Raw genomic sequence first — 13,473 nt, 5'->3', positions numbered from 1 at the left:
CCGGCCACCTTCTCCCCCGGAGGGGAGAAGGGTCAACCATCGCGGATCAACCCAGTGCCGCCAGCTCTCCCGGCAGCGCATAGGCCCATTGCGTGATGTTGCCGGCGCCCAGGAGCACGACATAGTCGCCCGGCCCGGCGAGTTCGGCCACCAAGCCCGCCAGCTTGTCGGGGCCTTCCAGCGCCAGCGTATGACGATGGCCGCGCGCCTTGATGCCTGAGACCAGCGAATCGCGGTCGGCTCCGGCGATCGGCGTCTCGCCCGCCGCATAGGTCTCCGCCACGATCACCGTGTCGGCATCGTTGAAGCAGGCGGCGAAATCGTCGAACAGGCTGGAGAGCCGGGTGTAGCGATGCGGCTGCACGACGGCGATCACCTTGCTCTTGGTCGAGGCGCGCGCTGCCTTGAGCACGGCAGCGATCTCGACCGGATGGTGGCCGTAATCGTCGAAGATCAGCGCGCCGTTCCATTCGCCGGTCTTGGTGAAGCGCCGCTTGACCCCGCCGAAGCCGGCAAGAGCCGCGCGGATGCTCTCGACCGGGATGCCGAGATCATAGGCGACCGCGATCGCCGCCGTGGCGTTGAGCGCGTTGTGGTGGCCCGGCATCGGCATGATCAGGTCACGCACGACCTCGTCGCGGCCGCGCTTGCGGTCGCGGATCAGGAGCGTGAACTTGGCCTGGCCGCCGGAGAGATCGATGTCGATCAGGCGGAAATCGGCCTGCGGATTCTCGCCATAGGTGACGACGCGGCGATCCTCGATCTGCCCGACCAGCCCCTGCACGGTCGGATGATCGATGCACATCACCGCGAAGCCGTAGAAGGGCAGGTTCTCGACGAAGCTGCGGAAGGCCGCCTTGATCGCATCAAAAGTGCCGAAATGGTCGAGATGCTCGGGGTCGATATTGGTGATCACAGCGACATCGGCCGGCAGCTTCAGGAAAGTGCCGTCCGATTCATCGGCCTCGACCACCATCCAGTCGCTCTCGCCCATGCGGGCATTGGTGCCATAGGCGTTGATGATGCCGCCATTGATCACGGTCGGGTCGAGCCCGCCCTTTTCCAGCAACGTCGCGACGAGCGAGGTCGTTGTGGTCTTGCCATGGGTACCAGCGATGGCGACGCAGCTCTTCAGGCGCATCAGCTCGGCCAGCATTTCGGCACGGCGTACCACCGGCAGGCGCTGCTCGCGCGCGGCGATGAGCTCGGGATTGTCGCGCTTGATCGCGGTCGAGACCACGACGACCTCGGCCTCGCCGAGATTCTCCGCCTTGTGGCCGACGAAGGTCTTGATGCCCTTGTCGGCGAGGCGCTTGACGTTGGCGCCGTCGGCGGCGTCCGAGCCCTGCACCTTGTAGCCGAGATTGTGCAGCACCTCGGCGATGCCGGACATGCCGATGCCGCCGATACCGACGAAATGGATGGAGCCGAGCTTTGGCGGCAGCTTCATCGGGGAACTCCTGTGGAGACTAGAGGCTGTACAGCCTCTAGGACGCGGCGACGTCGAGAACGAGGCGGGCGAGTCGTTCGGCCGCATCGGGAATGCCGGCGCTCTTGGCGTTGCCCGCCATCGCCGTCAAGCGGTTGGGGTCGGCAAGCAGGCCGGAGAGTTCGCTCGCCAGCCGTCTCGGGGTGAAATCGGATTGCAGGATGCGGATCGCGCCGCCGGCACGTTCCAGCACGGCGGCGTTGGCTGCCTGGTCCTGATCGAGCGCGCCCGGCAGCGGCACGAGGATCCCCGGCCGGCCGATCACGGTCAGCTCGGCCACGGTCGAGGCACCGGCACGGCCGATGACGAGATGCGCCTTGGCCATCCGCGCCGGCAGGTCCGTGAAGAAGGGCGCGATCTCGGCCTTGACCCCGGCGCTGGCATAGATGCGGCGCACCCGCTCGTCATCCTCCGGCCGGGCCTGCTGCATCACGGTCAGGCGCGCGCGCTCGGCCTCGGTCAGCAATTGGACCGCCGGCGGCACGATATCGGCCATGACCCGCGCGCCCTGGCTGCCACCGAAGACGAGGAGATTGAGCATGCCGTCGCCGGAAACGGCATAGGGCGAAGCTGCCTCGATCACGGGCGGACGCACCGGGTTGCCGACCTGCCGGCATTTCGCCTTGGCCGAGGCCGACAGCCCGCCGACCTCGGCGAAGCCCGTCGCGATGATGTCGACTCGACCCGCCAGGAAGCGGTTGGCCCGGCCGATCACGGCGTTCTGCTCATGGATCAGCGTTTTGGCGCCCGCCAGCGAGGCGCCGAGCACCGGAGGAACAGTCGGATAGCCGCCGAAGCCGACGACGATCGCCGGTTTCAGCTCCTTGACGATCCGCCGCGCCGCGAACACGCCCTTCGTAAGCGTCAACAGCGCGCCGGCCATCTTCAGGGGCGAGCGACCCGATGGCGTCGCCGCCTGGACGGCATGCACCGCCTCGGCTGGGAAATTGCCGGCATATTCGGCAGCGCGCGTATCGGTCATCAGCACGACGCGCGCGCCTTGCGCATGCAGCGCATGGCTCAGCGCCTCGGCCGGAAAGAGATGACCGCCGGTGCCCCCGGCGGCCAGAACGACGAGCATGTCCCTTGCCATAGCGGTCAGCGCCTGAATGCGCCGAGGTCGACGGCGCGCGGGCGCTTGCGTGTCAAGGCGAGCAGGAAGCCGGTGCCTATCGCAAGCGAGATCAGTGATGAGCCGCCATAGGAGATGAAGGGTAGCGTCATGCCCTTGGCCGGCATCATGTGCAGATTGACCATCATGTTGATCGCGGCCTGGATGCCGAAGAGCAGCGAGAGGCCCGTCGTCGCCAGGCGCACGAAGGGATCCTCGGCCTTCTGCGCCACGAACAGCGCGCGCAGCACGATCAAGGCGAACAGCATGACCAGCGCGATGCAGACGATGATGCCGAACTCCTCCGCCGTGACGGCGAAGATGAAGTCGGTATGCGCGTCGGGCAGGATGCGCTTCACGGTGCCCTCGCCCGGCCCTTTGCCGAGCCAGCCGCCCTGCGCGAAGCTCTCCAGAGCGGTGTCGACCTGGAAGGTGTCGCCCGAGCCCTTGTCCATGAAGCGCTCGATGCGGGCGCGGACATGCGGCACGAGCTGATAGGCTACCAGAATGCCGAAGGCGCCGGCCCCGCCGAGCCCCAGCACCCAGAACCAGTGCAGGCCGGCGACGAAGAACAGCCCGGCCCAGACCAGCGTGATCAGCATGGTCTGGCCGAAATCCGGCTGCAGCACGAGCGGCACGATCGTCAATGGCAATAGCAGGAAGGCCATGACCGTACCCGGCAGATCGGGCCGGCGCGTGCCCTCGGCGAAGGCCCAGGCCGCAAGCACGACGAAGGCAGGCTTGAGGAATTCGGAGGGCTGCACCGAGCCCAACGGCCCCATGGTGAGCCAGCGCCGCGCGCCTTTGACCTCGACACCGAGATACAGCGTCGCCACCACCATGGCGAGCGAGACCACGAACAAGAGCAGCGCCGAGCGTCGGACCTGGCGCGGCGTCATGAACGAGACGGCGACGACGACGGTCAGCGCGACCAGCAGATAGACCGCCTGGCGGTTAACGAAATGGAAGGTCGAGAGCCCGAGCCGTTCCGAGACCGGCGGCCCACCCGCCATCAGCAGGACGACGCCCGAAACCATCAGCGCCACGAGAGCGCTGAGGATGAGGCGGTCGATCGACCACCACCAGCGGCCACTGAGACTGGGTTCCGCGCGAGAGACCATGCTTGGCTCCAAGATCGAGCACGGCGCAGAGATGCGCCTCGTTTCCGAATCACTCTGTCAATGAATGGTTAAGCGTTTGATTCCGAGGGCACGGAGAGTAGCGCGGTCCGCCAGGTGAAGCCCTGTCCTTACCGGGCCGGAAGGTCCGATCATGTTGCCAAGCTCGGCTGACGCGGCGCCGCAGAATCTGGCATGAAGCCGTCACCTCAATCGGATCTCGTGAAAACCATGCCACCAGATGAGAGCGACCCATTGGCCGACGGTCTTCAGGACGCGATCAGGGATTTCATCGAATCACGGATTGTCGTCGGCAATCTGGCCTTGCCGACGCACTACCCCGAACTTCACGAGATCGGGGCTTTGCAGGTCGGCTTCCGCTCTCACGGGATCACGGGCGAAAGCCTTGTGTCGCGAGCATCGGGCGATTGGCAGCCGGGATGGTATGTCATCGCACTGAACGGCTTCGACGACCCCTTCTTCATCGACATCTACGAAAAGTCGGCCGGCTTCCCCGTCTACTACGCGGCGCACGGTGCCGGGCGCTGGGATGCCGTCACTGTGGCCGCGAGCCTTCAACGTTTCGGGCAGCTTTTGTCGGCTCTGAACGGCGTGAAGGATGACGATGAGCGGCTCCTGAAGCTCATCGAGACCGAAGCCGACATGACGAACGCGCTATGGAGCGAGGTCCATCAGGGTGTCCTTGAGCGGGAGGCACTGGAGAAGGAGTTTCCGCTGGACGAAACGACATACGACCCCGCGGACTTCCAGCAGGGCACCCTGGTCATCACCGATGTCGGCTCGCAGAAGCTCAAGGTCGTTCAGGTTGTGAAACAGGCTCTTGGCCTGTCGTTGCCAGAGGTCCTGGCCTTGGCCGGGGAGCGCGACATCGTCGTTGGGACCGGCTCGCCGATCCAGCTGCGTCGCGTCCGCGACAAGCTGGTCGAACTAGGTGCCACGGTGGAGTTTCGTCCGGATGCAGATTGAACAAGAGCACCCTGAAGACGCGTTGGCGATCCACCGTCTGACGGAGGAAGCCTTTAAGGACATACCCTTCAGCCAGCAGACCGAAGCCAGGATTGTCGACGCCTTGCGGGCGGCAGGGGCACTGACGCTGTCGCTGGTTGCGCGTCACAACGGCGAGATCGTCGGCCATGTCGCCTTTTCGGCTGTCAGGATCAACGGCGAACCGGGCGATTGGTATGGGCTGGGGCCCGTCTCCGTCCGGCCCGCCCGGCAACGCGAGGGCATCGGCCAGGCCTTGATTCGGGATGGTCTTGAGCGGCTCAGAGCGATGAAGGCAGCCGGCTGCATCCTGCTCGGCAGCCCCGCTTACTATTCTCGCTTCGGCTTCGAAAGCGACCCCGAACTCTCTTACGGCGATGTGCCGCCCGGCTATCTGCAGTTCCTGACATTCCACGGGCCAGCACCAAAAGGCGAAGTCACCTACCACCCCGGCTTCGATGTTTCGTAGAGCCCGGACACCGGCAGGATGCGAGTTCCGCGAGACAACTTCGATTAAGCCCTGCATGCTACCTGCACGCAGGGAGATAGGTATGACGACAGCGCCCGCCCGAGCCCCGGACAATGTCCTGCCCGAGCTCGTCGACATCATGTTCACGTCCTTGGCCTCCGTCATCGCGGTTGGGATTGCGCTGAGCGCGGCAGCGTGGATGAGTTCGGCCCTGTACGAGGATCAGATCGTCGCGGCGGCGAGCATCGCGGCCGCGATCGTCACTACCGGGCGCGTCCTGATCACGGCAGCCTATCGGCGGGCCAGACCCAGCATCCAAAGCGCCGAACAGGCCCGACGATGGGAGCGCCGCTATGCCGTCGGCGGTTTCGCATTTTGCGCGCTGCTGGGCGGTGTCGCGGCCTATGTCTTCCTGACCGCTGACACCTCTGCGCAATTGCTGATCGCGGTCGTACTGGTCGCCTATCCCTGCGGAATGATCATTCGCGTCGCCGTTCGACCGGTGATCGCCCGGATCCAGCTTGTCCTGACGCTCGCCCCGCCGATCGTCGCCAGCCTGGCCAATGGCGACCCCGAGCATCTCCTGATGGCGGTCATGCTGATCGCCTATCTGATCATTGGCTTCGAGATGATCGCGCATCTGCACCTGACCATCCTCGACCGGATCGTCGCCCATCGCGAATTGGCGCGACAAGCGCTGTATGACGACCTGACCATGCTGCCCAACCGCGCCCTTTTCCGTCAGCGCCTCCAGGAGGAGTGCGACCGGACCCGGCGCTATGGCCAGGGCTTCGCGGTTCTCTATCTCGACCTCGATCACTTCAAGGCGGTCAACGATACGCTGGGTCATGCCGCCGGCGACGAACTCCTGCGCCAGATCGCCCTGCGATTGAAGGAGGCGGCCCGGTCGTCGGATATCGTCGCGCGATTGAGCGGAGATGAGTTCGCGCTGATTCAGACGCCGCTCACGCAGCCGGCCGAGGCCTGCGCCCTGGCCCAGCGGCTGGTCGAGGCCGTGGCCGCACCGGTCATGATCGATGGGCGCGAAATCCGGGTCGGAGTGAGCGTCGGCGTCACGATTTGCCAGCCACCGGGCGACGAGCCCGATGCACTCCTGCAAAAGGCCGATCGCGAACTCTACGCGGCCAAGGAGTCCGGACGCGGACGGTACAGCATCTTGCAAGGAGCGACTGCCCCCGCTGCAGTGTGATGCCCGCGAGGCGGACAGGCGCGGTCGTCCCGGGTCAGGCTGGCTCGCCTTGAAGGTAGCCGCGTCCTACCCGCGCTGTCCGCCGACCGAGATGAAGGCCATGAGACAGGGCTCCGGCAACGGGTTGCGCCAGCGATGCCGGGTACCGTTCTGCACGATGCAATCGCCCTGGCGCAGATGGACTATCTTTCCGTCGTCCAGCTCCAGCGTCATCTCGCCACGAACCACGACCCCGTAGTCGATGGTGTCCGAGGTGTGCATGCCTGGCGCGCCATGCTCGAAATGCTCCCCCATGCGAGGGATCTTCTCCGACATTTCTCCCAGCGCGCTCGCGAAAGTGACGCCGGGCGGCGGCTTCCAGCCCTCGGGTCGCTTCGGCGGATACGAGATCAGGCGAAACATCGTGCCGCCCGGGCCGGGAAAGGCCCTCGTTCCCTGGAGCATCGGGTCCGGCTCCTGGCCGGTGAGCCGTGGCACGCCCTCGGTCATATAGAGTTCGTAGAAGGTCAGCCCCGGATTGGAATCGATCTCCACCACCTTGGAGGTGACATCGACGGATTTGAACACCGACTTGCCCGCTGCATCGCGACCGGTCAGCACCCGTTTTGGGGGCGGCAATTCGCTCGAGTCCTTCGCTCCGGCGGGTTGCGGCATCGCGGCCAGGGCACCGCCGCCGGCGATGGCGGAGAGCGCCTGGAGCAGTTGGCGCCGATCCCCGCCTTCAAACCGTCCGGAACAGGGTCCCGCCTCGTCCAGGGGTTTGCTCTTGCTTCGTGACCACCAGCGCCAAGAGAGCCTGCTCATCTGTGTCCTCCGCTGTTTCGGTTCTTTTTGTCGTTGTCTTTCTTCGTCGTTGTCTTGCTCCGTCGCCATCGCGCCGGCAGCTCAATCGATTTCGCCGAGGGCATATCCTAAGGTCATCGTTGTGCTGAAAGCAGCAGATCCAAGCAACTAGGCCTTAGGCGCACCGTACAATCTGTGACGCCGGTGCGACGACGATCTCATGCGCCGGAGAATGATCCTGCGCGATCGTATCCGACTAAAGCCCAATAGTGTCGAGGCTATATCCAGGCGGATATTACTGCACGCTGCTGCCGGAAAACCCTCGCCCGGCGGGAGACGTAAAAGGTGCTCGCATGACGTCGGATGCCGCCGCCTTCTTCGCCATCGTCATCTTGATGCTTCCGATGGCGTATCTTCTGCTGGCAGCGCCCGGCTTTCTCTTCTTCAAACTCGACATTCCGCAAGTCGCACGGCTCTTGCGCGGCATGTTCCATGCCTATTTCCTGACATTGACCATCACCAGCGTCATTGGAACGGTTGCTTTCGCCGTGGCAGGCCGACGGGCCGTCGTCATTGGCGTCGGCGTCTTGGCTTTCACTGTCTCGGCGCGTCGCTGGTTCCTGCAGCGGATGGATGCCCAGATCGATGCTCGGCCTGCCAATGCGGCCCGTCAGCTGCGCTGGTTGCATTGCGGCGGCATGCTCTTCAATGCGATCGAGCTCGCCATCGTCGCGAGCAGCGTTCCCTACATCATGGATACGTCGACCTAGAGCATTTTCGAGCGAAGCGGACACCGGTTCGCGTGAAGAAAATGCGATAAAGCAAGGAGGTAGAGCATGGCGAACGGGCCTGCCGCACAGCCTAATCCGCCCCGAACGGCACCAAGCCCGGCAGCGCCTTGACCAGCGCCCTGAAGGCGTCGCCGCGCACCTCGAAATTCGGGAACTGGTCGAAGGAAGCGCAGGCCGGCGAGAGCAGTACCGCGATCTCGCCTTCGCCGGGCTGAGCCTGCGCATCGCGGGTCGCGGCAGCGACCGCGACATCGAGCGTGCCGCTGCGTTCGTAAGCGACCCGGCCGTCCTGATCGAAGGTCGTCGCAAACAGGTCGCTCGCCGCGCCGATGAGATAGGCCTTGGCGATGTTGGGGAAGTAGCGCGTCAGGCTCTCGATACCGCCCTCCTTCGCCTTGCCGCCCAAAATCCAGAAGATGTCGCGGAAGGAGGTCAGTGCCTTTTCAGTGGAATCGGCGTTGGTCGCCTTGGAATCATTGATGAAGACGACCCGGCCGACGCGGCCGATCTCCTCCATGCGGTGGGCCAGGCCCGGATAGCTCTTGAAGCCCGCCGCGATGTCCTCAGCGCTCAGTCCCAGCGCGAAACAGGCGGCGAAAGCCGCCGCCGCGTTCTGGGCGTTGTGGGAGCCGCGCAGGCTGCCGATGCCGGCGAGGTTCGCCACCACCTTGGGCTTGCCGTCCCTGACCTGGACGATGCGGGTGTCGAGCTTGCCGGCATTGGCCGTGATGCCGGCGAAGACGCCCTCGTCGAGCGGCTGCTCGCCGCTGATCTTGACCAGCGGCCGGCCTGAGGCGGCGCGCCGCCGCGCCATCTGCTTGGACGGCTCGTCATCGACGCCGATCACGGCGATGTCGGACTGGGCGACAAGTCGCTCCTTGATCGCGCCGTAATGTTCGAAGGTGCCGTGCCGGTCGAGATGGTCCGGCGTCAGGTTCATCTGGATGCCGACAGTCGGCGCCAACGCAGGCGCGAGGTCGATCTGGTAACTTGAGCACTCTATGACATGGATGCGGTCTTGCGCCGGCGGCTCCAGCGCCAGAACGGCCGTGCCGATATTGCCGCCCATCTGCACGTCGCGGCCGGCCTGGCGCAGCACATGCGCGACCAGCGCCGTCGTCGTCGACTTGCCATTGGTGCCGGTGATGCAGACGACCGGCGCGGCAGGCGCAATCTTCGCCCGCTCGCGGAAGAACAATTCGACATCGCCGATGATCTCGACGCCGGCGGCCCTGGCCTTCTCGACCGTCCAATGCGGCTGCGGATGGGTCAGCGGCACGCCCGGCGACAGGATGAACGCCGCAAAGCCCGCCCAATCCGCCTGGGCGAGATCGACCACCGGAATGCCCTCGGCCGAGGCCTTGTCGCGGCTCGCCTGGTTGTCGTCCCAGGCCGCGACCTCCGCCCCGCCCGCCTTCAGGGCGCGCGCCGTTGCCAGCCCCGAGCCGCCGAGCCCGAACAGAGCCAGGCGCTTGCCTTTGAAAACGGTGACGGGTGTCATGATCAGCGCAGCTTGAGCGTGGAGAGACCGACCAGCGCCAGCACCACCGAGATGATCCAGAAGCGGATCACCACTTGCGGCTCGGTCCAGCCCAGCTTCTCGAAATGATGGTGGATCGGCGCCATCAGGAAAACGCGCTTGCCGGTGCGCTTGAACACCGCGACCTGGATGATGACCGAGAGCGCCTCAACCACGAACAGGCCGCCGACGATGGCGAGTACGACCTCGTGCTTGATCGCGACCGCGATGGTGCCGAGCATGCCGCCCAGGCCGAGCGAACCGGTGTCGCCCATGAAGATTTGCGCCGGCGGCGCATTGAACCAAAGGAAGCCTAGCCCCGCCCCCATCATCGCGCCGCAGATCACGGCGAGCTCGCCGACGCCTGGCACATGATGGATCTGCAGGTAGTTGGCGAAGATGGCGTTACCGGCAAGGTAGGCAATGAAACCGAAAGTGCCGGCCGCGATCATCACCGGCACGATGGCGAGCCCGTCGAGCCCGTCTGTCAGGTTCACCGAATTGCCAGCGCCCACCACGACGAAGGCGGTGACCAGCGGGAACAGGATGCCAAGCGGGATGATCGCTTCCTTGAGGAAGGGCATGGCGAAGCTCGACGAGATCGCCGGCGGCTGCGTCTGCATGATGAAGGTGCAGGCGATCACCGCGATCACCACCTCGAGCGCGATGCGCGCCCTGCCGGAGAAGCCCTTGTGGGACTGCTTCGTGACCTTCAGGAAATCGTCGTAGAAGCCGATGGCGCCATAGCTCGCGGTGACCCCGAGCACGATCCAGACGTAAGGATTGCGCAGATTGCCCCAGAGCAATGTCGCGGCAAACAGCCCGGCCAGGATCATAAGCCCGCCCATGGTCGGCGTGCCGCGCTTGGCGAGATGGGATTCCGGCCCGTCGGTGCGGATCGGCTGGCCCTTGCCCTGCTTGATGCGCAGCCAGGAGATCGCGGCAGGACCGAAGAAAAAGACGACGAGCAGCGCCGTGGCGGTAGCGCCGCCGGCGCGGAAGGTGATGTAGCGGAACACGTTCAGGATCGGGAACGTGCCGGAGAAATCGGCGAGCCAGACGAGCATCGGTTTTCAGTCTCTTGTTCTATTCATCGGCCTGCAGGGTCGGGAAACGCGCCACGATCGCCTTCACGATCGGCCCCATGCGCGAACCCAGCGACCCCTTGACCGTGACGACGTCGCCGGCCCTGATCGCATCCAGTACGAGCGGCTCGAGCCCGCTCGACTGGGCGGCATAAGCCCCCCTGAGGGTGGATGGCAAGCTGTCGTAGAGCCCGCGCATCAATGGACCACAGGCGAAAACCTTGTCGACGCCGTTGCTAAGGACGACCTCGGCCAGCCCCTTGTGGAGGTCGGGTCCGCTCGGCCCAAGCTCCAGCATGTCGCCCAGCACGGCGACGCGCCGACCACGCCCGGAGACCGGCATGCGGCCGAGATTCTCGATCGCCGCCCGCATCGAGGCCGGGTTGCCGTTATAGCTCTCATCGATCAGCGCGAAGGCCCCGCCCGGCCCTTGCAGGATCTGCCTTGCGCCCCGGCCGGCCGGCGGCTTGAGATCGCCCAGCGCCAGCGCCGCCAAAGCGAGATCAGCGCCAAGCGCCGTGACGGCAGCGAGAACCGCGAGCGAATTCAGCACGATATGCTTGCCCGGGCTGCCGAGCCGATAGGTCACCGGCTGGCCCATCACGACGGCGTCCACCGTGGAGACATCGGGCTTCAGCGCGCAGGAAACCAGCCTGACATCGGCATCCATGCTCTCGCCGAAGCTGATGATGCGCCCGGCCGGGCCGGCCTTGGCGAGACTGCGCAAAAGCTCGGTCTGCGGGATGTCGGCGTTGAGGATGGCGGTGCCGCCGGGCTCCAGGGCCCAGAACACCGAGGCCTTTTCCTCGGCGATGCCTTCGAGCGAAGCGAAGGCCGCCAGATGCACCGGCTGTATCGTCGTGATGATCGCGACATGCGGGCGCACAAGCCGGGCCAGCGGCAGAATTTCGCCGGGGTTGCTCATGCCGATCTCATAAACGCCATAGGCGACATCGGCCGGCGTGCGGCACAGGGTCAATGGCACGCCCCAGTGATTATTGTAGGAGGCGACCGGCGCATGCGTCTTGCCCTGACGCGACAGGACGAGCCGCAGCGCCTCCTTGGTGCCGGTCTTGCCGACGGAGCCCGTCACCGCGACGACCTGGGCCTTGAGCTCAGCCCGGCGCGCCGCGCCGGCCTGCTCCATCGCCCGCAGCACGTCGGGCACCACGGCGTAAGGCCCTTCGCCGCTGAATCGTGCGGCATGCGCCTCGTCGATCACCGCGAGCGCAGCGCCTTTCGCGAGCGCCCCGGCGACGAACTCATGGCCGTCGCGCGCCTCCCCCTGGATGGCGAAGAAGGCGTCGCCCGGCTCCAAGGTGCGGGTGTCGATCGAGGCCCCGGTCACGGCGGCCGGCGTCGCCCCGGCAAGCCGCGCGCCCATGGCCGCGACCAGGTTGTCTCCGCTCCACAAGGGCGCGCTCATTGACCCATCTCCGCAATCGCCGCCCGCACTACGTCCTGATCCGAGAACGGCAATGTCCGGTCGCCGATGATCTGGCCGGTTTCATGGCCTTTTCCGGCTACGACGAGGACATCGCCCGCACCCAGCAAGCCGACAGCGTGGCGAATGGCCTCAGCCCGGCCACCGATCTCGGTCAGCTTGGGCGAAGCCGCCAGGATCTCGGCCCGGATCGCGGCGGGATCCTCGGTGCGTGGATTGTCGTCGGTCACGATTGCCAGATCGGCGAGATCGGCCGCAATCTGACCCATCACTGGCCGCTTGCCGCGATCGCGATCGCCGCCGCAGCCGAAAACGCAGATCAGGCGCCCCGCCGCATAGGGCCGCAAGGTCGCAAGCACGGCCTCCAGGGCATCGGGCTTATGGGCGAAATCGACGACGGCGAGCCCACCTCTCAGCGAGCCGACGCGTTCGAGCCGTCCCGGCACGCCGACGAGGCCCGACAAGGCGTTGAGCGCAGCCTCCGGCGCCTCGCCCGCCGCGACGGCGAGCCCAGCGGCGACCAGCGCATTCCCGGCCATGAAATCGCCGACCAGCGGCAGCACGACCTCGATCTCCCGGCCTTGCGCCCGGACCCGAAGGCGCTGCGAAAAGCCCTCGCGCAGCACCTCCAGCAATCTCAGCGTCTCACCAGCGCGGCCGACGCCCATGATGGGATGGCCCTTCGCCACGGCGGCAGCCGACGCCTTGTCCGCAAAAGCCCCGTCGCAATTGATCACGACCGGCGCGCCAGCGGGCAGCAGGTCCCAGAGCCGCAGCTTAGCGTCGAGATAATCCTCGACGGTCGGGTGGTAGTCGAGATGGTCGCGGCCGAGATTGAGATAGGCGCCGGCCGCAAGCCGCACCCCATCGAGCCGGCGCTGGTCGAGCCCATGCGAGGAGGCCTCCATCGCCAGATGCGTGACGCCTTCGCCAGCGAGATTGTCGAGCGAGGCATGTAGCGACAGCGGATCGGGCGTCGTCAGCGAGCCGTATTTCGAGCCCTTGGAGGTGACGATGCCGACCGTGCCGAGGCTCGCCGCCTCATGGCCCAGCACCTGGAAGATCTGGCGTGTGAAATCGGCGACCGAGGATTTGCCGCTCGTGCCCGTCACCGCGACGATGGTTCCGGGCTGGCGCGGATGGACGACCGCCGCGGCCAGAGACAGAGCGAGGCGCGGATCCTCGACCTGCGCGAAGGCGATCGCGCCATCGAGATTGCCCGGCCTCGGCTGGCCCGAGACGATGGCGGTCGCACCGTGCGCGACCGCGTCCGCGATGAAGCGCGCGCCGTCTGCCTTGGCCCCGGCGAGCGCCACGAAGACCGCGCCGGGCGCGACCTTGCGGCTGTCGAAGGCCACACCCGTTACGCTGCGGTCCTTGTCGGAGGGGAAGGCTCCGGGAAAGAGTTGGCCGAGGCTCCAGTTTCGCGCATTCATCGCTCGGTCAAAG

At 66.0% G+C, this 13,473-nt stretch carries 12 protein-coding genes; 4 read left to right on the top strand and 8 right to left on the bottom strand.

The annotated features are described in order from the left end of the window. Nucleotides 1–46: 46 nt before the first annotated feature. Genes murC through J2Y55_RS21540 form a run of 3 tightly spaced genes read right to left on the bottom strand, consistent with a single transcriptional unit; the run spans nt 47 to nt 3,721 of the window. Nucleotides 47–1,450, bottom strand: coding sequence for a UDP-N-acetylmuramate--L-alanine ligase (gene murC / locus J2Y55_RS21550; protein WP_310157839.1), 1,404 nt, complete (start codon nt 1,448–1,450; stop codon nt 47–49). A 37-nt stretch (nt 1,451–1,487) separates the two neighbouring features. Next, the gene (murG, locus tag J2Y55_RS21545) at nt 1,488–2,570 is read right to left on the bottom strand and encodes an undecaprenyldiphospho-muramoylpentapeptide beta-N-acetylglucosaminyltransferase (protein ID WP_310157835.1); all 1,083 of its coding nucleotides are present in this window, start codon (nt 2,568–2,570) and stop codon (nt 1,488–1,490) included. 17 nt (nt 2,571–2,587) lie between these two features. Beyond that, nucleotides 2,588–3,721, bottom strand: coding sequence for an FtsW/RodA/SpoVE family cell cycle protein (locus tag J2Y55_RS21540; RefSeq protein WP_310157832.1), 1,134 nt, complete (start codon nt 3,719–3,721; stop codon nt 2,588–2,590). A gap of 192 nt (nt 3,722–3,913) precedes the next feature. Between J2Y55_RS21540 and J2Y55_RS21535 the strand changes: the two genes are divergently transcribed. The 3 genes from J2Y55_RS21535 to J2Y55_RS21525 all read left to right on the top strand — a co-directional run bounded on the left by J2Y55_RS21535 (nt 3,914) and on the right by J2Y55_RS21525 (nt 6,402). Further along, nucleotides 3,914–4,705, top strand: a complete 792-nt coding sequence (locus J2Y55_RS21535) for a hypothetical protein (protein ID WP_310157830.1) — start codon at nt 3,914–3,916, stop codon at nt 4,703–4,705. Continuing rightward, entirely contained in the window at nt 4,695–5,192 is a 498-nt protein-coding gene (locus tag J2Y55_RS21530) for a GNAT family N-acetyltransferase (protein ID WP_310157828.1), read from the top strand. Before J2Y55_RS21535 ends, J2Y55_RS21530 begins: the two co-directional genes overlap by 11 nt. Before the next feature lie 82 nt (nt 5,193–5,274). Then, nucleotides 5,275–6,402 carry a diguanylate cyclase domain-containing protein gene (locus J2Y55_RS21525; RefSeq protein WP_310157826.1) on the top strand — a complete coding sequence of 376 codons (1,128 nt, stop codon included), beginning with the start codon at nt 5,275–5,277 and terminating at the stop codon, nt 6,400–6,402. Nucleotides 6,403–6,468: 66 nt separating this feature from the next. On the opposite strand, the gene J2Y55_RS21520 is transcribed toward J2Y55_RS21525, so the two are convergent. Next, nucleotides 6,469–7,275: a cupin domain-containing protein gene (locus tag J2Y55_RS21520; protein ID WP_310157824.1), complete on the bottom strand. Its 807-nt coding sequence runs from the start codon at nt 7,273–7,275 to the stop codon at nt 6,469–6,471. Between the two features lie 263 nt (nt 7,276–7,538). Between J2Y55_RS21520 and J2Y55_RS21515 the strand changes: the two genes are divergently transcribed. Beyond that, nucleotides 7,539–7,955 (top strand): hypothetical protein, encoded by a 417-nt coding sequence (locus tag J2Y55_RS21515; RefSeq protein ID WP_310157822.1) that lies wholly within the window; start codon nt 7,539–7,541, stop codon nt 7,953–7,955. Nucleotides 7,956–8,046: 91 nt separating this feature from the next. On the opposite strand, the gene murD is transcribed toward J2Y55_RS21515, so the two are convergent. The 4 genes from murD to J2Y55_RS21495 are packed head-to-tail and all read right to left on the bottom strand — an operon-like array spanning nt 8,047 to nt 13,460. Next, nucleotides 8,047–9,477 carry a UDP-N-acetylmuramoyl-L-alanine--D-glutamate ligase gene (gene murD, locus J2Y55_RS21510; protein WP_310157821.1) on the bottom strand — a complete coding sequence of 477 codons (1,431 nt, stop codon included), beginning with the start codon at nt 9,475–9,477 and terminating at the stop codon, nt 8,047–8,049. Nucleotides 9,478–9,479: 2 nt separating this feature from the next. Next, on the bottom strand, nt 9,480–10,562 hold the full coding sequence (mraY, locus tag J2Y55_RS21505) for a phospho-N-acetylmuramoyl-pentapeptide-transferase (protein WP_310157818.1): 1,083 nt from the start codon (nt 10,560–10,562) through the stop codon (nt 9,480–9,482). A gap of 19 nt (nt 10,563–10,581) precedes the next feature. Then, nucleotides 10,582–12,006 (bottom strand): UDP-N-acetylmuramoylalanyl-D-glutamyl-2,6-diaminopimelate--D-alanyl-D-alanine ligase, encoded by a 1,425-nt coding sequence (locus J2Y55_RS21500; protein WP_310157816.1) that lies wholly within the window; start codon nt 12,004–12,006, stop codon nt 10,582–10,584. Continuing rightward, nucleotides 12,003–13,460 carry a UDP-N-acetylmuramoyl-L-alanyl-D-glutamate--2,6-diaminopimelate ligase gene (locus J2Y55_RS21495; RefSeq protein ID WP_310157814.1) on the bottom strand — a complete coding sequence of 486 codons (1,458 nt, stop codon included), beginning with the start codon at nt 13,458–13,460 and terminating at the stop codon, nt 12,003–12,005. Before J2Y55_RS21495 ends, J2Y55_RS21500 begins: the two co-directional genes overlap by 4 nt. Between the last annotated feature and the right edge of the window lie 13 nt (nt 13,461–13,473).

Origin of the sequence: Allobosea sp. BE125 (genome assembly GCF_031456075.1) — a bacterium.
Lineage (GTDB): Bacteria > Pseudomonadota > Alphaproteobacteria > Rhizobiales > Beijerinckiaceae > Allobosea.
This window is presented reverse-complemented; position numbering and strand designations above follow the sequence as displayed.